The organism is Fructobacillus papyrifericola (assembly GCF_018437235.1).
Lineage (GTDB): Bacteria > Bacillota > Bacilli > Lactobacillales > Lactobacillaceae > Fructobacillus > Fructobacillus papyrifericola.
The window spans coordinates 22,922-41,793 of the sequence record NZ_JAAMFJ010000007.1 but is presented as its reverse complement, the minus strand read 5'-3'; the positions used below and the strand labels follow the sequence as shown (position 1 = coordinate 41,793).

Here is an 18,872-nt window from a genome sequence, read left to right as displayed (position 1 = left end):
AAGCCAAAAAAGATCAGTAAAGTCACATTGGCAGCAGCCAAAAACGCTTCTTCAAGCGGCCTTTGTTCTCTGAAGCCCGTTCGATTCGACTCGTCCACTTCTTCTCATCCATGAATCCTTCTCTCCTCAAAAAGTAGTCGATCCAAGCTCGCGCTTGGACCCAGGCCCGCTTATTAAAACCGGTCCTTCTCTTGCCCTATTTTCCCGCTAATGTCATTCCTTGTCAAAAACGATTGGAAGGAAAGGTTTTCACGAGTACAGACGACTTTTTAAGAAAACAAAAAAGCCCGCAAATGCGGACTTTTTGTAACGTAATCAATTACTTCGTGTTGTCTTGTTCTGACAACTTCTTCTGATCGGAATCAATACTATCGATCAACCACTTCGAAGAATCCTTGTCATACTTGACGTGTGCTTTTAGCAGGTATACCTGTGTCAAGTCACCGGAAGTATGGTTGTCAGGATCGGTATCTTCGGTATAGTGGAAGACTTCGGAAATCTTGAAGGTCACATCGGCTTTGTTCTGACCAGTTGACGAAACATCTTGAACGTCTGGCGAGTTAAAGGCAACGGAATCGGCCACCCGCTTTGACTTGGTCTTGTTGTTGTCAATCATCTGTGAAAAGTCGGTGTAAGCCTTGTTATCCGAACCGTCAACAAAGACGTCATCGGCATCAACCGAACTATTGTAGTCGGAATTCGAGGAAGCCCCCTTGGCTGACATCAAATCCGCCATTGATTGAATCAAGGTGCTTGCTTCGTCCTTTGATAGCTTACTCTTCGATGACGACGAAGAGGAAGAAAGCTTCTTCGCGTTCAAGTCAATATCCACGACACGTTCATAGCCAAGAATATTTCGATAGTTAGCCTTCACCTTGTCGCCATCTGATGTACCAGTAGCGGTGATGTCATACAAACCAGGCGCCTGGTGCTTAACGGTAATGTCGCTATCCTCATCGGAATCGTTATCAACGACTTTATCATTGACCTTAACCGTCAAACCAGAGTCGGAAGTTGAAATTTTCATCGTCACAGGAGTGGCGACCACCTTGTAGTCGTTAAAGAAGAAGAACTTGGTTCCCGTCTTCTGCAAGGTCAATCCATAGTTATTGTTAGCCAAAAGCTTCTTAATGCTCTGCTTGGTGAAACCTTCCGACATCCAATTTGCAATCGGCGTTGCTTCACTACCCGACAGCGTATCCTTTGAATCAGACCAAACAATCTGGTGGCTGTATTGATCGAGGTTGTGCCGCTTTAGCATTGAAGCGGCACGGTCCATCGAAGCATCATAGGAATAATAGTTTTGTCCAAAGAGGAAACCGGCAATGAGGAGGACAAGGACAATCACCAAAGCCCAAATACTGCGATGCTTCTTCTTACCATTTTTTCGTTGACGGTGTGGTGTTGCACCTTGAGCTCTTGCAGCAGATGACTGATTGCTTGCACTGGTTCCTTGGACCGTTTGGCCATCGTTTGCTGGAATAAACCGTCGTTCTTTCACCTCTTGTAATGATGGCTTACGGTTGTAGTCCGATTCGAATTGACGAACCCAATTCTTCAGTTCGTTTTGCGCACTTTCAGCAGAATTCCCAAGAGCAAAACTCTTTGCCTTTGCCTGCTTAAACTCTTCAAGCGATGGTTCGCGACCATTCGCCTTTTTAAAGGCATCTCGCCATTCTTGCTGGTTCATAGACGCCCCCTTAGAAGTTTGAACCGCTCATCAATGTCGAAATCAGTGACTTAAACATTGGGGCAACGATGACTGCATAGCCGATGTAAATCACAAGACCCGTGATAACGGCTTGAATCATCTGCCACCAAATCAAGTCAAACTTCTGATCATTTTGACGGTAAATTTGAACGAAGTAAGTGGCAGCAATCGTCGTGACTGCGACTGCCAACAAAGGCAAAACAACTAAAATACCAACGTTTACAGCGATTCCTTGAATAGCTGATTCGATATCGTTAATGTTGTTAATACTTGGAATCGAAGCCACAAATGAATAAAGAAAACCAAGAATGGCAAAGATCATGGCCGTTGGTTGGAAGGTCAAGTACTTCAAGGTCAAGGCCTTAAAGGATTCCTTCCCACGTGATGCCAAGGCCAAACCAGCCAATGATGCCAAGAAAAGAATGACAAAGGCAATCAAAAAGTCAAAGAAGGCGGAAGGCAAAACACGACCGGCCAAGTTTGAAACGTTTTGAGCGTCTGACCGGCTATATTCGCTCGTCATATAGTTGTAGAAGGCGTCGAAAATTCGACGAATGACATTCCAGAAAATACCAGCAGACAGAATTGAGGTAAAGGCAAAGCTCAACCAAAGGTAAAGCTTATTTGGTTCTTCCTCATTAATATAGTTGGTTGGGTGCAAAGCCCGGTTCTTAAACCAGGCAAAGTAATTACCCGCATGCTTCTTAGCTGAGTTGAAGGCAACGTTGGCTTGTTCCTTCGCACGTTCCGCACCTTCTGAAACACGTTCTTCTGCTTTTCTTGCGTCTTCATGGGCACGCTGATCAAAGTTTTCTTGACCGGTTCCTTCTGCGAATTCACCGCGCTGCAAGGCAGCAGCAATTTCATCCGCACTAGGCTTTCGGTCGTTCACTAGTTCAAAGTACTCTTCCCATTCATTACGACTCGTCATTTTTTCTCCTTTATTACTATGCTATTTTTTACACAATACCGAGTATAGCACTATTTGGAAAAATTGTTTAATATTCAGATAATATTCGAATAAAAAACGAATGTTTTGTCTATTAAAACTCTTTTTTCTAAATAAAAGTCGATTATTCCCTATAAGTTTAGAAAACAAATAAAAGCTATTGTGACAACCTTATTCTTATTCGCTCGTGACTTTTTATGCAAACAAAAAAGCCCGCGAATGCGGACTTTTTGTAAAACGGTAATCCAAAGATTAACGCTTTGAGAACTGTGATGCCTTACGGGCCTTCTTAAGACCTGGCTTCTTACGTTCCTTCATACGAGCGTCACGAGTCAAAAGACCAGCTTGCTTCAATGCTGAACGGAAGTCAGGGTCAACCGTCAACAAGGCACGGGCGATACCGTGACGAGTTGCACCAGCTTGACCTGAGAAACCACCACCGTTAATGTTAACGAGAACGTCGTAGTTACCCAAAGTATCCGTTGCGTTGAATGGTTGCAAAACAACTTCACGCAAGTTAGGGAAAGGAATGTAGTCTTCAATAGACTTACCATTCATCGTAATTGCACCAGTACCTGGTACCAAACGTACACGGGCAACTGAGTTCTTACGACGACCGGTTCCGGCATATTGTACTGCTTCAGTCATATTCTTGGTCTCCTTTCTTAAACTAACTTGTTGATGTCAAGCACTTCAGGCTTTTGTGCAGCGTGGTTGTGATCGGCTCCAGCGTATACGTGGAGGTTCAAACCTTGCTTGCGACCCAAAGAAGTCTTAGGCAACATACCCTTGATTGACAATTCCAACAACTTTTCTGGATCGTATTGGCGGTAGTTACCAGCCGTACGTTCCTTCAAGCCACCTGGGTGGTTTGAGTGGTGGTAGTAAATCTTGTCGGTTGCTTTCTTACCAGTCAACTTTACTTCTGAAGCGTTGATGATGATGACGTTGTCACCCATGTCAACGTTCGGCGTGAAAGTTGGCTTGTTCTTACCACGCAAAATGGCGGCAACAACCGTTGACAAACGTCCCATTACGACGTCCTTTGCATCAATGATGTACCACTTCTTTTCAATTTCGCCTGGCTTTGCTAAAAATGTTGTACGCATGGCGCGCTCCTTTAATTAGTTGTTTACAATGTCTGAGCGTTCCTTCTCAGACGGTTACAATAAGTTTCCGGGGCTTATCGTGAGGTAAACAATACCGACTTACAGTATATAAAATAAATCCAGGCCTGTCAACGAAAGTCGCTGACTTTTCAATGGAATTTTGCCTTTTTAATTCAAGTCCGGTAATTCTTTCAAAATGGTTAAGATGTGAGACTTTTCTACATTATATTCCCCTTTTACAAAGTGAGGGAGTAGAATACAGGGGAAGAATTTTTTGTTACAATTGGACTTTTATTGTAGGAAAACTGTGATGAAACGATTGTTTCAAAGCAATCCAATTGAATACAGCGAGGAGGAAACAAATGACAAGAAAAAGCCTGACGATTCGTTCAATCGTCCTCATGCTTCTGGCTGGCCTGGCCGTCTTTGCCCTGGCCATCAACCAGGCCAAGCGAGTATCGGCCAACGAAAATAATCAGTATTTGACCAGTGTTTCATTGCAGGATACAACGAATCCCGGTGCAACCAAGTATGGCCCGATTGACGACATGCATGTAACCTACGGTTTCAAAATCCCAAAGGGTTCACTCAGCAGTTCCAACGATTCGTTGACCGTCAAAGTGCCCGAGCAATTCAACTTGCAAGCGGTCCTAAACTTTGACATCAAGGATGCCAACAATAACGTCATTGGTAAGGCGACGGCTAATCCGTCAACCAAAACCGTTAGCGTGAAGTTCACCGACTTTGGTATGCAAGAAAATAAAAATGGCGACATTACCGGTACCTTTGATATCACACTGAAGTGGGATTTGAATCACGTCAATACCGGTGTGACAACGACCATCAACTGGAACCTACCCGACAAGGATGGCACAACGCCAAATGCGACGGACGTCATCATTAATCCTGCCACTGGGCCTGCTGCCGATGAAAAACTGGCTAAGTGGTCTTGGTACGATCCAGACAATGCCAACATTATTCACTGGGCAATCCGCGTCAACTATCAAAAGCTGACGGTTCACAATGCGGTCTTGACCGACACCATTGGCCCTGGCCAAAAGATTGTCGGTACCTTCACGGGTAAGAAAGCCGAGTATGACGCAAACGGTAACCTAACCAGTACCACAGAAATTTACACCCATTCTGCTTTTTCAAAGGATAGCGACACCTCCTTCCACTTAAACATGGGCGATATTAACTCGACCTACCTGATTTACTACGAAACGGAAATCACCGATGGTGGCGCCATGAAGAAGTATGGCAACACGGTTGATTTGACTGGAAGTGACATCCAAAAGCAGGAACAATCAGTCAACTCTCCGACCTATTCCGGATCAGGTTCGGCAAGCTCCAATGGTAGCGGTGATAACACGCCGGATACCCCGGACACACCAAAGAACCAACCGGTCGCACCAACGACGCCAACAGGCCCAAACACGCCGGCTGTACCGGAGAATTCCAACCAGTCGAACAACTCGCAATCAAAGAGCGCCTCAACACCAGCAAGCACCACGCAGGCTGCAGCGCCCGCTCCCCTTCCCGAAACAGGCAAGAAGACAAATGAATCCTTGCTCTTGGTTGGTTTAGTAGCCGGCATGACAACTGCCGGTCTCTACTTCGTCACCCGCAAGCACTAAATTGTTATGAATAAAAAAGTCGTCCTAATCGGACGGCTTTTCTTTTTTGACTAAATTATGAAAAGACCGGCGGCTAAGAAAGTTTAGCCACCGATCGATCAGGAAAAGGGGTTACCAGTAGCATCCCGCTGCTACTAAAGACAAGTTTTAAGGAAGTCCATTCAGCAAAGTAAGAGGATTTGCATGAGAACACTTTGAAAAGACTACTCGAATAACAGGTTAACCATTCCTTTGCACCGGCAGGCTCGCCAAGTAGAAAGACGGACCAGTCGGGTTCATCATCCCCGAACCGGGCAAAAGACGTATCGGAAGAGAAGAGCGCCAATTGTAAGACAGCAATCTTGGCGTGGTTGCCTGCAAGAGCAGTTGAGAAATAACCCCTTTTCCCGCTTCCTTTATACCACGCTTTGGAATAATTAAGCAATAGAAAACTTCGATTATTTTAAATAAAAAGATGATAATATACATTTTTAAATACAGTGTATATTATCATCTTTTTTACTTGTCATTTCTTCTTCTCGAATAGAAATCCAGAAAGGCCCAAAAGGATAAGAAGATTGGCAGTATGGTTGCAAGGTCATTAGCGAAATCATCGTTCAATGGAAAGTCAAGATAATCGTGTAGAAGACAAATCAGCACGAGCAGGAGCATGGTAAACACCATGAACCGAGTCACCTTTTGGACGGCTGACTTTTTCACGACTGACTTTTCCATTACAATACATTTCCTCCCGATTTGTATGCTTTTATTAAAACATGATTTTGGGAATTTTTCAGAAAATCGGCAAGAAAAAAAGCACTCGTCTAAACAAGCGCTTTTGATTATGAATTAGTCTTCAAATGTCATGACTTCATCCCCAGCAAAGGAGGCCAAGCGAGCCGAACGAATCGTCAGTTCCAGTAGCACTTCCTCTTCGGGATGGGGGTGGTTCTTGTGGAAGACGGGGTTGGTAAAGTAGTCCTTCACGTCGGCCCAAGTCTTGTCAGTGGGACGAAGCGTGGCCTGGTTGGATTCAATCCGGGCCCCGTTTTCGTTCATCTTGGTCATGATGGCGACCCGGTCGTTTGCCTTCAAGTCGGCCATCTTACCGGCGTCCGGCTGGCTGACCAGGTACCAGTGGTTCACCCGCTTGGGGTCCATGGCAAAGCCCATGATTCGCAGTCCCGGCTGGCCATCCTTTTCCGTTGCGACGTATAGCAAGCCCTTTGCGGCCTGCGCGTATTCTTCAAACAAGGTCATTTGCTTCCCCCTTCAATGTCACTACTTCCATTATAGTCAATATGATCCAAATATAAACCCGCAGCCGGTGCCGTATAGCGCGCTTGCTCACGGTCCCGCGCGGCAATCAAAGTCGGAATGCAGTCGGGCTCGCGACGGCCCGTGCCGATTTCAAGCAAAACGCCAACCATGATGCGAATCTGGTTGTACAAGAAGGCGTTGCCCTCAAAGGTGAAGACTAGTTCCTGCTCATCTTCCTTCACCTCGACCTCCGCCCGGGTGATGGTCCGAACGGTCGTCGCCGTTTGGTTGCCCGAAGCAGCAAAGGTGGCAAAGTCCTGCTCACCAATCAGGTCGGGTAGGGCTTGTTCAATCCGCTTTGGATCCAGGTGCCAGTGGAAGTGGCCCGTGTAGCGGCGCTTAAAGGGATTGACGTAATCAGAGGTTGAAACCCGGTAGTAGTAACGCTTGTTGTGTGAGGAAAAACGAGCATGAAAGTCCTCATCGACCTGGTGGACTTCTTTAATTAAGATATCTCTGGGCAAGATGGTATTCAAGCCCTTGCGAACACCCTCACCGGGAATATCATAGGGCAGGTCAAAGTGAATGACCTGGCCATTGGCATGGACTCCGGTGTCGGTGCGGGAGGCACCGACGACTTTGATTCGTTCGGCAGGATTTTTGCCCATCTGGTTGACGGCCTTAATCAGTTCACCCTGAACCGTTCGGTGCCGTTCAACCCCGTTTTTCGATTGGATTTGGAAGCCCAGAAAATCCGAGCCATCGTATGAAACAACTGCACGGTAGCGTGGCATACCGGGCTCCTTTCAATGATTTTGTCTTATAAAATGCTGAGCCAAATGAAGCCCAGGAAGAAGAGTAAGGTGGCAAAAAAGGCCAGCGTGTCGTCTCGCCCGTAGGCCAGCTCGCGGTAGCGGGTCCGTCCCTCAGCCGATTCAAAGCCGCGGACTTCCATGGCGTTGGCCAGGTCCAGAGCCCGCTGCAGGGCACCGACGAAGAGCGGGACCAGCAAGGGAATCACGGCCTTGGCCCGCTTAACCAGCGAGCCGGTTGACAGTGACATGCCCCGGGACTTTTGCGCCTTCATAATCTTGTCGGTTTCGCCCATCAAAAGTGGCACGAAACGCAGGGCAATCGACAGCATCAGGGCTAACTCGGCGACTGGTACCCGGAGGACTTTCAATGGCTTCAAGAGCGACTCAATGGCCGAAGCAATGGCCGTCGGTGGCGTGGTGATCGTCAGAATGGTCGACATGAGGACGATCAAAACGAAGCGCACGACCACGTAGATGGCATTCATTAGGCCAGGAGCGGTGACTTTGACAGGGCCAAGGGCAAAGAGAACCGGTGTGCCACCGGAAAAGAGCAGCTGCAAGACGACCGTGAAGAGAATCAGCCAGAGGATTGGCTTGATGCCCCGCCAGTACAAGCCCAGACCCTGCTTGGTCAGAATCAGTGCCAGCAGCAGGAAGGCGGCGGACCAAAGATAGGTCGTCCAGCCGTTAGCGAAAACGAGCATGAAGACGTATACGATGGTCATCAAAATTTTGGTTCGTGGATCCAGGCGGTATAGAAGGCCATCACCCGGCACAAATTGCCCAATTACGAGGTTATTCATGGTGGTCACCTCCCAACTTCGACAGATCCAGCTGGCCCTTCAATTGAGCGGCCAAATCAGCGCCCGTCTTGGCTAGGTGGTCAAAGGTAAAGCCGGCCGCTTCCATTTCCTTTTGAAAGGCAATCGTTTCCGGCAGGTCCAGGTGCTGCTCTTCAAACCAGGCTTTGGGCCTTGAAAAGAGCGTATCGACTGCCTCGGCAGCGGCCACCTGGCCGTCCTTCATGACGACCACTTGATCGGCTAAGGCCAGCACCTGTTCCATCTGGTGAGAAATCAGCACAATGGTCTTACCAGAATCCCGGAGGTCCTTTAAGAGCTGAAGCAATTCTGCCTGGCCCGCTGGGTCCAAGCCGGCAGCCGGCTCGTCAAAGACCATGGTTTCTGGATTCATAGCTAAGACCCCTGCCAGTGCCACTCGGCGCATCTGCCCTCCGGACAAATTAAAGGGTGACTGCTCGTAGAGCTTTTGGTCAAAGCCAACGGCGCTTAACGCCTTTTCAGCCGCTTCCTTTGCTTCTTTTTGGCTGGCGCCAAAGTTCAGCGGCCCGTACATGACGTCTTCTAGAACCGTTGGCGCAAAGAGCTGAGATTCAGGGAACTGAAAGACCATCCCGACTTTTGCCCGGATGGGGGCCAGGTCCTTTTCCTTGGTCTGGCTGGTAACGACCTGTTCACCGACGACCACCTGGCCGGCCGTTGGCTTCAGCAGGGCGTTTAACTGTTGGACTAAGGTTGACTTACCCGATCCAGTTTGGCCAATGATGGCGGTGATTTTACCCGATTCAATTGTTAAATTAATGTCTTTTAAGACCGGGACGGTTTGCTTGCCGGCCCCGTAGGCAAAGTCTAAGCCTTCAATGTTGATAACCATGCGACCAACTCCTGCGTTGTCTGATAGGCTGGGTTTTGAATCCCCAGTTGTTCCCGAAGGGCCATGGCAAAGGGCTGCGTCAGACCCAGTTCCCGTAAGCGTTCCCCCTTCAAGAAGAGCGTTTCCGGCTTTTCATCAAAGATCAGCTTGCCATCATCAATGACGGCCACGCGGTCAGCCATGGCGGCCTCTTCCATATCGTGTGTAATCATGATGAGGGTCAGTTCGTCTTGGTAGCGGGCCTTTAGTTCCTTCAGGTTCTGCAAAACAGCTTGCTTCCCCTCGGGGTCCAGCATGGCCGTTGCTTCGTCTAAAATAATAACCTTGGGCTCCAGGGCCAAAACGGAGGCCATGGCCACCCGCTGCTTTTGCCCACCGGACAGGGTGTGCGGCTCTCGGTCGGCGTAGGCGTTCATGCCAACTTGCTTCAAAGCCTTTTCAATCTTGGCTGGCATTTCAAGCGAAGGAATTTGGCGGTTCTCCAAGCCAAAGGCGACGTCGTCAGCCACCGTTGCCCCGACAAACTGGTTGTCCGGGTTTTGGAAAACCATCCCGACCGTTGATCGAACGGCTGCCAAAGTCTGTTCCGAAAGGACTTGGTCAAAGACCTTAATCCGCCCTTCTTCAAAGTCCAAAAGACCCAGAATTAGCTTGGCCAGCGTTGACTTACCAGAACCGTTGTGGCCAACGATGGCCAGCCACTCGCCCTCTTTGACCGACAAGCTAAAGTCCTGGAAAAGCCCCCCCTGCTCCGGGTAGGAATAAGTCAGATTTTTGATTGTGATTGCGTCTGTCATTACCTGTTATTTTACCATATTGCCGGGGCGGAGACGACTTTGGCAGCTAGTAAAAAGGGCTGAGAATGCCTCTCAGCCCCATTTATGATTTTCCTTCATATGCCGTCCTTGAATTATAGGCAAAAGAAAAACCCCCGACCCAAAAGTCGGAGGTTAAAGGTTACGAGGAAATTAGTCGACTAACTCCAAGATAACCATTTGTGCAGCGTCTCCACGACGTTGAACAGTCTTCATGATGCGCGTGTAACCACCATTGCGGTCAGCAAAACGAGGTGCAACATCTTCAAACAACTTTTGCAAAGCCGTTTGGATACGGATGTTGTCACCGTCTTCCTTGACGTCAGCAACTTCGTTACGTACGTAGGCGGCAGCCTTACGACGTGCAGCCAAGTCACCCTTCTTACCAAGCGTGATCATTTGGTCTGCTGTCTTGCGGATTTCCTTAGCGCGGGCTTCAGTGGTCTGAATCCGGCCGTTGATCAACAAGTCAGTAGTCAAATCACGCATCATTGCCTTACGTTGTGATGAAGTACGGCCTAACTTACGGTATGACATCGGTTAATCCTCCTTTTTTCTAAACTTTTGATGAATTAATCTTCTTGACGGAAGCCCAAGCCCATCTCAGTCAACTTTTCTTGAATTTCGTCCAATGACTTGCGGCCCAAGTTGCGAACCTTCATCATGTCGGCTTCGGAACGGTCAGTCAACTCCTCAATGGTGTTGATGCCGGCCCGCTTCAAGCAGTTGTATGAGCGAACTGACAAGTCCAAGTCTTCGATTGGTGCGGCATCGGCAGCTGCGTTAACAGGAGCTTCGGCTTCAACCATGACCTTGGTTTCTTGTGCGACTGGGGAAATATCCGTGAACAAGTTCAGGTGTTCTGTTAGAATCTTTGAACCAAGACTCAAAGCATCGGATGGCTTGATTGAACCGTTGGTCCAAACTTCCATCGTCAACTTATCAAAGTCATCACGAGCACCAACACGCTTTTGTTCAACGTGGTAGTTTACTCGTTCGATTGGTGTGTAAATTGAATCAACCGTTAAAACACCGATTGGCATTTCATCACGTAATTGCTTGTTTTCTTCAGCTGAAGCATAACCACGGCCCTTAACAGCAGTAACCGTCATGTGTAATGACTTACCAGCTGCCAAAGTCGCAATATGCAAATCAGGGTTCAACACTTCGATGTCAGCAGAACCGACCAAGTCGGCAGCCGTAACATCCTTTGGACCTTGAACATCAATTTCCAAAGCGTGTTCTTCAGCTGAATCCGTAGCAAAGACAACTTTCTTCAAGTTCAAGATCAGCTGCGTAACGTCTTCTACAACACCGTCAACGGTGGAGAATTCGTGAACAACGCCGTCAATTTGAACGGTGTTGATTGCTACGCCAGGAAGCGATGACAGCAAGACACGACGAAGGGAATTTCCCAATGTCGTCCCATAGCCACGCTCAAGAGGTTCTACGATAAACTTACCGTAGTTGGCATCCTCTTCGATGTTATGAATATCTGGCTTTTCAAATTCAATCATCTGTTAACTCTAACCCCCCTCTTTTCAAAGCAAAGCGCAATGAAAATCAATTATACACGACGACGCTTTGGTGGGCGTGATCCGTTATGGGGAACTGGGGTAACATCCTTGATTGACGTTACTTCAAGACCAGCTACGGCCAATGCACGAATGGCTGATTCACGACCGGAACCAGGGCCCTTAACCGTAACAGCAACGGTACGCATGTTAACGTCCAATGCTGACTTTGCGGCTGCTTCCGCTGCCATTTGAGCAGCGAATGGCGTTGACTTACGGGATCCCTTGAATCCAAGGGCACCGGCTGATGACCAGGCAACAGCGTTACCCTGTGCATCGGTAATCATGACGATCGTGTTGTTGAAAGTAGCGTGGATGTGTGCCACACCAGATTCAATGTTCTTTTTGACGCGACGCTTGCGCGTAGTGCGAACTGCCATAATATGCCTCCTTCTTTTTCTTATAATTTCTCGGATGAGTCAAACTCATCAACATTACACAACTTTGGTTGTGATAATCATTTCTCACGAAAGTGAGGCTCTTTTAAAAATTGGCTTAAGCCGCTTTTTCATTAAAGAGATGGTAAGAAAAATTACTTCTTCTTACCTGCAATTGCCGTAGCTGGGCCTTTGCGAGTACGGGCGTTGTTCTTCGTGTGTTGTCCACGAACGGGCAAGCCCTTACGGTGACGAATACCACGGTACGAAGCGATTTCTTGGAGTCCCTTGATATCAAGTGATACCTTACGACGCAAATCACCTTCCAACTGCAAGTTCAATGAAGCGATTGCTTCACGGATCTTGTCTTCGTCATCAACTGACAAATCACGAACACGGATGTCTTCTGACACACCGGCCGTCTTCAAGATCTTTTGTGCAGTGTTTGCACCGATTCCGTAGATGTATGTTAAGCCAATGACAATTCGCTTGTCACGTGGCAAATCGATACCTTCAATACGAGCCATAACAATTTACCTCCTTTTGATATTTTGAAAGAACTTTTAGGTTCATTTTCAAGTGTTATTAAGTGGTAAGTTTTACTTACCTGCGCGTTGCTTGTGCTTAGCGTTAGCTGGGCAAATAACCATTGTCCGGCCGTTACGCTTGATTACGCGACAAGATTCACACATCTTTTTTACTGATGGACGTACCTTCATAATCTATTCCTCCTATTCGGTTAACTGATTATTGACCGCTTCCTTAACGGAAACGGTAAGTAATACGACCCTTTGTCAAGTCGTAGGGTGACATCTCAACTGTGACGCGGTCACCTGGCAAGATACGGATGTAGTTCTTTCGAATCTTACCGGAAACATGCGCCAGGATTACCGCCCCGTTTTCAAGTTCGACTTGAAACATTGCGTTTGGCATCGTCTCTTTGACTTTGCCTTCAATTTCAATGACATCGTTGGCCACGCAGATTACCTCCTATGTAACCATGCTTCAACATAATCGATAAGTGCTTAACCTATCAAATTATACCAGAATTATCAATAGCTGACAAGAAATGCTTAGTTCAAGCCATTCAAGACAGTCTTAACGGCTGAATAAATCGTATCCAAGTCGCCTTCACCATCAATCGTGTGCAAGACCTTGTGCTTTTCATAGTAGTCAACCAATGGTAAGTTCGCTTTCTTGTTGACTTCCAAGCGGTGTGCGATGACTTCTTTTGTGTCATCGGCACGGCCACGTCCCAAGAGACGTTGAACCAAAACATCGTCTGCTACCTTGAAGTACAAAGTAGCCGAAACGGCTTCGTTTCGTTCTGCGAGGAATTGATCCAAGAACTTTGCTTGGTCTTCGTTTCGGGGGTAGCCATCCAGCATAAAGCCGTTTTCCACCACGTCTTCCTTGGTCAACCGATCGGCAACCATGGCGTTTGTGATTTCATCAGGCACCAAGTTTCCAGCGTCCATGTAGGCCCGGGCTTTTTCACCCAAAGGCGTGTTATCACGGAGGTTGGCACGGAAGATATCACCGGTTGAGATGTGAACCATCGGATAATCGGCAACAATCTTCTCTGCTTGGGTTCCCTTACCCGCACCAGGCAGGCCCAAAAGAATTAAGTTTTTTGTCATGACGAGACTCCTTTAGCAGACTAGTGGATAAAGCCCACGTAGTTCTTCTTCTGCAGCAAACCGTCGATTTGACGAAGCAAATCGAGCGTAACTCCAATGGTGATCAGCAGGGATGTTCCACCCAGACCAATCTTTTCGTTCAATCCCCAAACATCGGAGGCAATCAACGGTACCAGGGCAACAAAGCCAAGGTAGAGGGCACCGACAAAGGACAGACGAAGCAAGAGCTTCGTGATGAACTTTTGTGTTTCGATACCAGGTCGAACCGACACGATGTATGCACCCTGCTTTTGCAAGTTTTCGGAAAGCTTCTCCGGGTTAACCTGAACAAAGGCATAGAAGTAAGTAAAGAGAATGATCATCACCGTATAGAAGATGGCACCGGTGGTTGTCTGCATGGAGAAGACCTCCTTCAAGACTTTAAACCACTGGGCACTCGCATACTTACTTTGGAAGGCAAAGAGAATCGTTTGCGGTGTGGAAATCAATGACGAAGCAAAGATGACCGGAATAACACCGGAAACGTTCAACTTTAGGGGCAGGTAGGCTTCGGAACCATATGAGGCAGCGGAACGCGTGTATTGGATCTGCAGCTTACGGGAAGCTTCGTAGAACCAAGTCGTGATTCCGATAACCAAAATAATGGCCAAAAGCAAAACTGTCACGAAAATCCAACCGTTAACGACTTGCGACTTTGACGCCTGCAAAACGTTTTCAGTAAAGATTTCCTTGAACGAAGAAGGAGTTTGGGAAATGATACCGGAGAAGATAATCATGGAAACACCGTTTCCAAGACCCTTTTCAGTGATCATCTCACCAAGCCACATGGCAAAGAAAGTACCCATTGTCATGACCGACCCAATCAATAAGAAGGAGGTCACGTTGTTGGTATGCTGTACCAGGCCATAGGCGGCTAAGGAGTTGAAACCAGCCGTAATTCCGACTGATTGCAAAAAGGCAAAGACAATGGTCAAATAACGGGTCGCTTGATTCAGCTTCCGTCGACCGACTTCACCTTGCTTACTCCATTCGACAAAACGTGGCACGATATCTAATTGCAGCAACTGCACAACGATTTGTGCGGTCACATAGGGTGACACTCCCATCGCAAAGAGGGAGAAGTTCAACAATCCCCCACCCGAGAAGATATTTAAGATGTTCAAGAGGCCAGAGTTTGCCACTGACTGCAGAGCAGCAGGGTTCACACCAGGCACCGTAATGTGTGTTCCGATTCGGTAAACGAAAATCAGAAACACCGTCCAGAGCATCTTCTTGCGAATATCTTTTTGTCGGATGGCATTAAATAACGTGCGAAACATTAAATCACCTCAGTGTTTCCACCAGCTTGTTCGATTGCCTTTACGGCAGATGCTGAGAACTTGTGTGCCTTAACAGTCAACTTCTTGTCGAGTTGTCCGTTGGCCAAGATCTTCACACCGTCTTTTTGGTTCTTAACGAGACCAGATTCGATCAACAAAGCAGGCGTAACTTCAGTACCGTTATCGAAGTTGTTCAACTTGTCCAAGTTAACAACAGCGAATTCCTTGCGTGAGATGTTCGTAAATCCACGCTTTGGAATACGACGGTACAAAGGCATTTGACCACCTTCGAAGCCAAGACGTGTCTTACCACGGGCCTTTTGACCCTTTTGTCCACGACCAGCAGTCTTACCATTTCCAGATGATGTACCACGACCAACACGGTTGCGTACTGAACGTGAGCCAGCAGCAGGTTGTAATTCGTTCAAATCCATGGTTTGGTCCCTCCTTTTCTTAATTTTTTTACTTTACTTCTTCAACAGAGATCAAGTGTGCAATATGGAAGATTGCGCCACGAGTCGCTGCGTTATCTGGCTTCACCACTGAGCTTGACACACGGTTAAGTCCAAGTGACTTAACGATGGCACGTTGCTTAGGCAAGCGATGAGCCGCACTCTTAATCAAAGTGATTTTCAAATCAGCCATGTTATCGCTCCTTATTCAGCCAAGTGTTCCAAAGAAACACCACGTAAGTTTGCAACGTCGTTTGCATCCTTCAACTTTGACAAACCATCAAAAGTTGCGCGGACAACGTTAACTGGAGTTGATGAACCAAGTGACTTAGCAGTCACATCAGAGATTCCGGCCAATTCCATAACGGAACGGGTAGAACCACCGGCAGCAACCCCGGCACCTTCTTCGGCTGGCTTGATCAAGATCTTACCACCAGCGTGTTCTCCAAGAACATCGTGAGGAATAGTCGTACCAACCATTGGGACAGTAATCAAGTTGCGCTTTGCATCTTCAACGGCCTTACGGATGGCTTCAGGCACTTCTTGCGCCTTACCAGTTCCGAAACCAACGTGTCCTTGCTTGTCACCAACGACAACCAAAGCACCGAAACGCAAACGACGTCCACCCTTAACAACCTTGGTAACACGGTTAATTGCGACAACGTTTTCTTCTAATTCACCTAATTCTTTAGGGTTTACGAATTCAACCATTTGTTTATTCCTCCTTTCCTTAGAACTTCAAGCCGTTTTCACGGGCTGAGTCAGCCAAAGCCTTCACACGTCCGTGATAGACGTAACCACCACGATCAAAGACAACTTCTTCGATCTTAGCAGCCTTGGCGTTCTTGGCGATCAATTCACCAACCTTAACGGCCTGTTCGACTTTAGTACCGGTAACATCGGCAGATTGTGATGAGGCACTTGCTAGCGTTACACCCGCTACGTCATCAATCAATTGAGCGTAGATGTTTACATTAGAACGGAAAACGTTCAAACGTGGGCGAGCAGCAGTACCAGAGACCTTTCCGCGGACGCGCTTGTGGCGACGTGCACGGAGCTTGTTCTTATCTGGTTTTGAAATCATAGCTGTGCTTTCCTTTTCTAGGCAATCGGAATTGCCTGTTCAAAATAATTAATTAAATCGGTGAAAACTGTTCGTAGAGCGTAAAGCTTACTTACCAGTCTTACCTTCCTTGCGCTTAACAACTTCGCCTTCGTAGCGAATTCCCTTACCCTTATATGGTTCTGGTGGGCGGATAGCGCGAACTTCAGCGGCAAAGTCACCAACGGCTTGCTTTGAAATTCCAGAAATCTTGATCGTCAAAGCGTCAGGCACTTCAACCGTCAATCCTTCGCGGTCTTCAAAGTCAACTGGGTGTGAATAACCAACTGACAGGTTCAATACTGAACCCTTCTTTGCGGCACGGTAACCAACACCGACCATCTTCAACGTCTTAGTGAAACCATTAGTTACACCTTCGATCATGTTCAAGAAGTTAGCAGTGGTTGTTCCGTGCAAGGCACGGTGCTTCTTGTCTTCGGCTGCACGAGTGAAACGAACTTCCGTTCCATCCATGTGCATGGTGATTTCAGGGTTGATGTTGTATGACAATTCACCCTTAGGTCCCTTAACCGTGACGTGTTGTCCGTCCTGCTTAACTTCAACGCCAGCAGGAATCGTAACGACTTTATTACCAATACGGCTCATGGTAAGTCTCCTTTCTTAGATATATTACCAAACGTAAGCCAGCACTTCGCCACCAACTTGGTTAGCGCGTGCGACTTTATCAGTGACAACACCCATTGATGTTGAAACGATAGCGATACCCAGGCCATTCAAAACCTTAGGCATGTCTTCGGCCTTGGCGTACTTACGCAAACCTGGCTTTGACACACGCTTGATTCCAGTGATGACACGCTGTTGATCTTCCCCGTACTTCAAGAATACGTTGATAACACCTTGCTTGTTGTCTTCAACGAATTCAAAGTCGCGGATGAAACCTTCTTGCTTCAAGATCTCAGCCATGCTCTTCTTCATTTTTGATGCTGGAATTGATACGGAAGCGTGACGGGCCAAGTTGGCGTTACGAATCCGAGTCAAAAAATCAGCAATTGGATCAGTCATAGACATCTATCGATATCCTCCTTTTTAATTTGAACGTAACAACAATTGATACGTTCTTAAGTCCAGTAGACCAACGTCTACCAGACTTAAGAACGGGTCACTCAAATGAGTGACCGTTCAAAGTTGTCTTACTTAGCAAATGGCATGCCAAGTTGAGCCAACAATTCGTGACCTTCTTCATCGCTTTGGGCAGTCGTTACGATAACGATGTCCAAACCGCGAACCTTGTTCACTTTGTCAAAGTCGATTTCAGGGAAAATCAACTGTTCACGGATACCCAACGTGTAGTTTCCGCGACCGTCAAAGGCCTTACCAGAAACACCGTGGAAATCACGAACACGTGGCAAGGAGATGTTAATCAACTTGTCCAAAAATTCGTACATACGTTCTCCGCGCAAAGTAACCTTGGTTCCGATTGCCATACCTTCACGCAAACGGAAACCGGCGATTGACTTCTTAGCACGCGTGATAACTGGTTGTTGACCAGCGATCAGCTTCAATTCTTCAACCGCTTCATCGAGGTTCTTCGAGTTTGACACGGCATCACCAACACCCATGTTCAAAACGATCTTTTCGATCTTGGGTACTTGCATGATTGACGTGAAGTTAAACTTCTTGATTAAAGCAGGTTGAACTTCATTAACATATTTTTCTTTCAATTCATTTGCCATGATAATGATTTCTACCTTTCAAATGGTTAGCTTAATTAGCCCAGCTTGTTGCCAGACTTCTTGGCAAAACGTACCTTCTTGCCGTCTTCAAACTTGAATCCAACTTTCGTTGGTTCGTTGGTTGAAGGGTCAAGTACTTGCACGTTTGATGCGTGGATAGGTGCTTCAGTATCGATAACACCACCCTGTGGATATTCGTTAGAAGGCTTTTGATGCTTCTTAACGAGGTTTACGCCTTCGACAACGACGCGGTTCTTTGAGGCAACAGTCTTAGTGATTGTTCCTTCCTTACCCTTGTCCTTACCTGCAATGACGCGAACCTTATCACCTGTTTTTACAAACATGATTGGCTCCTCCTTGTCAGTATTAGAGCACTTCTGGTGCCAATGAAACGATACGCGTATAGTTGTTGTCACGCAATTCACGTGCAACAGGGCCAAAGATACGCGTTCCGACTGGTGACTTGTCATCCTTTACGATAACAGCAGCGTTTTCATCGAAGTTGATGTATGAACCGTCCGTACGACGTACGTCAGAAACAGTTCGCACGATGACAGCCTTAACGACGTCACCCTTCTTTACTGTACCACCAGGAATAGCTTGCTTAACAGTAGCAACAATCATGTCACCGATGCCAGCAACCTTACGGCCAGAACCACCGAGCACTTTAATCGTCAAGATTTCACGTGCGCCAGAGTTATCAGCCACTTTCAAACGACTCTCTTGTTGAATCATGGTTCATCCTCCTTGTTAGCAATTATTACA

The 18,872-nt window shown here is 47.2% G+C and carries 28 protein-coding genes; 1 reads left to right on the top strand and 27 read right to left on the bottom strand.

The features are described 5' to 3' along the window. Window positions 1-319 precede the first annotated feature (319 nt). The 4 genes from G6R28_RS06125 to rplM form a co-directional block, all read right to left on the bottom strand. Window positions 320-1,690, bottom strand: a complete 1,371-nt coding sequence (locus tag G6R28_RS06125; RefSeq protein WP_213793354.1) for a zinc ribbon domain-containing protein — start codon at window positions 1,688-1,690, stop codon at window positions 320-322. A 10-nt stretch (window positions 1,691-1,700) separates the two neighbouring features. After that, window positions 1,701-2,642, bottom strand: coding sequence for a hypothetical protein (locus G6R28_RS06120; RefSeq protein ID WP_213793353.1), 942 nt, complete (start codon window positions 2,640-2,642; stop codon window positions 1,701-1,703). Window positions 2,643-2,912: 270 nt separating this feature from the next. Further along, window positions 2,913-3,308, bottom strand: coding sequence for a 30S ribosomal protein S9 (rpsI, locus tag G6R28_RS06115; protein WP_213793352.1), 396 nt, complete (start codon window positions 3,306-3,308; stop codon window positions 2,913-2,915). A gap of 17 nt (window positions 3,309-3,325) precedes the next feature. Then, window positions 3,326-3,769 (bottom strand): 50S ribosomal protein L13, encoded by a 444-nt coding sequence (rplM, locus tag G6R28_RS06110; protein WP_213793351.1) that lies wholly within the window; start codon window positions 3,767-3,769, stop codon window positions 3,326-3,328. A 362-nt stretch (window positions 3,770-4,131) separates the two neighbouring features. Here rplM and G6R28_RS06105 point away from each other — a divergent pair, with 362 nt between their 5' ends. Further along, window positions 4,132-5,406, top strand: a complete 1,275-nt coding sequence (locus G6R28_RS06105; RefSeq protein ID WP_213793350.1) for a collagen binding domain-containing protein — start codon at window positions 4,132-4,134, stop codon at window positions 5,404-5,406. A gap of 498 nt (window positions 5,407-5,904) precedes the next feature. On the opposite strand, the gene G6R28_RS06100 is transcribed toward G6R28_RS06105, so the two are convergent. The 23 genes from G6R28_RS06100 to rplN form a co-directional block, all read right to left on the bottom strand. Further along, window positions 5,905-6,120, bottom strand: a complete 216-nt coding sequence (locus tag G6R28_RS06100; protein ID WP_213793349.1) for a DUF4044 domain-containing protein — start codon at window positions 6,118-6,120, stop codon at window positions 5,905-5,907. A 114-nt stretch (window positions 6,121-6,234) separates the two neighbouring features. Further along, window positions 6,235-6,645, bottom strand: coding sequence for a pyridoxamine 5'-phosphate oxidase family protein (locus G6R28_RS06095; RefSeq protein WP_213793348.1), 411 nt, complete (start codon window positions 6,643-6,645; stop codon window positions 6,235-6,237). Continuing rightward, window positions 6,642-7,439, bottom strand: a complete 798-nt coding sequence (gene truA / locus G6R28_RS06090) for a tRNA pseudouridine(38-40) synthase TruA (protein WP_213793347.1) — start codon at window positions 7,437-7,439, stop codon at window positions 6,642-6,644. The genes G6R28_RS06095 and truA overlap by 4 nt, the downstream gene beginning before the upstream one ends. Before the next feature lie 26 nt (window positions 7,440-7,465). Further along, window positions 7,466-8,263, bottom strand: a complete 798-nt coding sequence (locus G6R28_RS06085) for an energy-coupling factor transporter transmembrane component T family protein (protein ID WP_213793346.1) — start codon at window positions 8,261-8,263, stop codon at window positions 7,466-7,468. After that, on the bottom strand, window positions 8,256-9,134 hold the full coding sequence (locus G6R28_RS06080; RefSeq protein ID WP_213793345.1) for an energy-coupling factor transporter ATPase: 879 nt from the start codon (window positions 9,132-9,134) through the stop codon (window positions 8,256-8,258). Before G6R28_RS06080 ends, G6R28_RS06085 begins: the two co-directional genes overlap by 8 nt. Then, window positions 9,110-9,931 carry an energy-coupling factor transporter ATPase gene (locus tag G6R28_RS06075; protein ID WP_213793344.1) on the bottom strand — a complete coding sequence of 274 codons (822 nt, stop codon included), beginning with the start codon at window positions 9,929-9,931 and terminating at the stop codon, window positions 9,110-9,112. Before G6R28_RS06075 ends, G6R28_RS06080 begins: the two co-directional genes overlap by 25 nt. Before the next feature lie 171 nt (window positions 9,932-10,102). Beyond that, window positions 10,103-10,486, bottom strand: coding sequence for a 50S ribosomal protein L17 (gene rplQ / locus G6R28_RS06070; protein WP_213793343.1), 384 nt, complete (start codon window positions 10,484-10,486; stop codon window positions 10,103-10,105). 35 nt (window positions 10,487-10,521) lie between these two features. Then, complete coding sequence (locus tag G6R28_RS06065; RefSeq protein WP_213793342.1) at window positions 10,522-11,466, bottom strand: DNA-directed RNA polymerase subunit alpha; 945 nt, start codon at window positions 11,464-11,466, stop codon at window positions 10,522-10,524. A gap of 50 nt (window positions 11,467-11,516) precedes the next feature. Next, window positions 11,517-11,903 (bottom strand): 30S ribosomal protein S11, encoded by a 387-nt coding sequence (gene rpsK / locus G6R28_RS06060; protein ID WP_213793341.1) that lies wholly within the window; start codon window positions 11,901-11,903, stop codon window positions 11,517-11,519. A 152-nt stretch (window positions 11,904-12,055) separates the two neighbouring features. Further along, a complete protein-coding gene (gene rpsM / locus G6R28_RS06055) occupies window positions 12,056-12,427 on the bottom strand; it encodes a 30S ribosomal protein S13 (RefSeq protein WP_213793340.1) in 372 nt (123 codons plus the stop codon). Between the two features lie 72 nt (window positions 12,428-12,499). Then, complete coding sequence (gene rpmJ, locus G6R28_RS06050) at window positions 12,500-12,619, bottom strand: 50S ribosomal protein L36 (protein ID WP_010691209.1); 120 nt, start codon at window positions 12,617-12,619, stop codon at window positions 12,500-12,502. Between the two features lie 43 nt (window positions 12,620-12,662). Then, window positions 12,663-12,878, bottom strand: a complete 216-nt coding sequence (gene infA, locus G6R28_RS06045) for a translation initiation factor IF-1 (RefSeq protein ID WP_010691205.1) — start codon at window positions 12,876-12,878, stop codon at window positions 12,663-12,665. Between the two features lie 95 nt (window positions 12,879-12,973). Next, window positions 12,974-13,540 carry an adenylate kinase gene (locus G6R28_RS06040; RefSeq protein ID WP_213793339.1) on the bottom strand — a complete coding sequence of 189 codons (567 nt, stop codon included), beginning with the start codon at window positions 13,538-13,540 and terminating at the stop codon, window positions 12,974-12,976. A gap of 20 nt (window positions 13,541-13,560) precedes the next feature. Beyond that, a complete protein-coding gene (secY, locus tag G6R28_RS06035; protein ID WP_213793338.1) occupies window positions 13,561-14,859 on the bottom strand; it encodes a preprotein translocase subunit SecY in 1,299 nt (432 codons plus the stop codon). Next, complete coding sequence (rplO, locus tag G6R28_RS06030; RefSeq protein WP_213793337.1) at window positions 14,859-15,293, bottom strand: 50S ribosomal protein L15; 435 nt, start codon at window positions 15,291-15,293, stop codon at window positions 14,859-14,861. The genes secY and rplO overlap by 1 nt, the downstream gene beginning before the upstream one ends. 28 nt (window positions 15,294-15,321) lie before the next feature. Beyond that, window positions 15,322-15,504 (bottom strand): 50S ribosomal protein L30, encoded by a 183-nt coding sequence (rpmD, locus tag G6R28_RS06025; protein WP_010691200.1) that lies wholly within the window; start codon window positions 15,502-15,504, stop codon window positions 15,322-15,324. Window positions 15,505-15,515: 11 nt separating this feature from the next. Further along, entirely contained in the window at window positions 15,516-16,022 is a 507-nt protein-coding gene (gene rpsE / locus G6R28_RS06020; RefSeq protein ID WP_213793336.1) for a 30S ribosomal protein S5, read from the bottom strand. Between the two features lie 19 nt (window positions 16,023-16,041). Then, window positions 16,042-16,395, bottom strand: a complete 354-nt coding sequence (gene rplR / locus G6R28_RS06015; RefSeq protein ID WP_213793335.1) for a 50S ribosomal protein L18 — start codon at window positions 16,393-16,395, stop codon at window positions 16,042-16,044. Window positions 16,396-16,482: 87 nt separating this feature from the next. After that, window positions 16,483-17,019: a 50S ribosomal protein L6 gene (rplF, locus tag G6R28_RS06010; protein WP_213793334.1), complete on the bottom strand. Its 537-nt coding sequence runs from the start codon at window positions 17,017-17,019 to the stop codon at window positions 16,483-16,485. 24 nt (window positions 17,020-17,043) lie between these two features. Continuing rightward, window positions 17,044-17,442 carry a 30S ribosomal protein S8 gene (gene rpsH, locus G6R28_RS06005; RefSeq protein WP_213793333.1) on the bottom strand — a complete coding sequence of 133 codons (399 nt, stop codon included), beginning with the start codon at window positions 17,440-17,442 and terminating at the stop codon, window positions 17,044-17,046. A 122-nt stretch (window positions 17,443-17,564) separates the two neighbouring features. After that, complete coding sequence (gene rplE, locus G6R28_RS06000) at window positions 17,565-18,107, bottom strand: 50S ribosomal protein L5 (RefSeq protein WP_213793332.1); 543 nt, start codon at window positions 18,105-18,107, stop codon at window positions 17,565-17,567. 35 nt (window positions 18,108-18,142) lie between these two features. Continuing rightward, window positions 18,143-18,451 carry a 50S ribosomal protein L24 gene (gene rplX / locus G6R28_RS05995; RefSeq protein ID WP_213793331.1) on the bottom strand — a complete coding sequence of 103 codons (309 nt, stop codon included), beginning with the start codon at window positions 18,449-18,451 and terminating at the stop codon, window positions 18,143-18,145. A gap of 22 nt (window positions 18,452-18,473) precedes the next feature. Further along, window positions 18,474-18,842 carry a 50S ribosomal protein L14 gene (gene rplN / locus G6R28_RS05990; RefSeq protein WP_010691192.1) on the bottom strand — a complete coding sequence of 123 codons (369 nt, stop codon included), beginning with the start codon at window positions 18,840-18,842 and terminating at the stop codon, window positions 18,474-18,476. Window positions 18,843-18,872 lie beyond the last annotated feature (30 nt).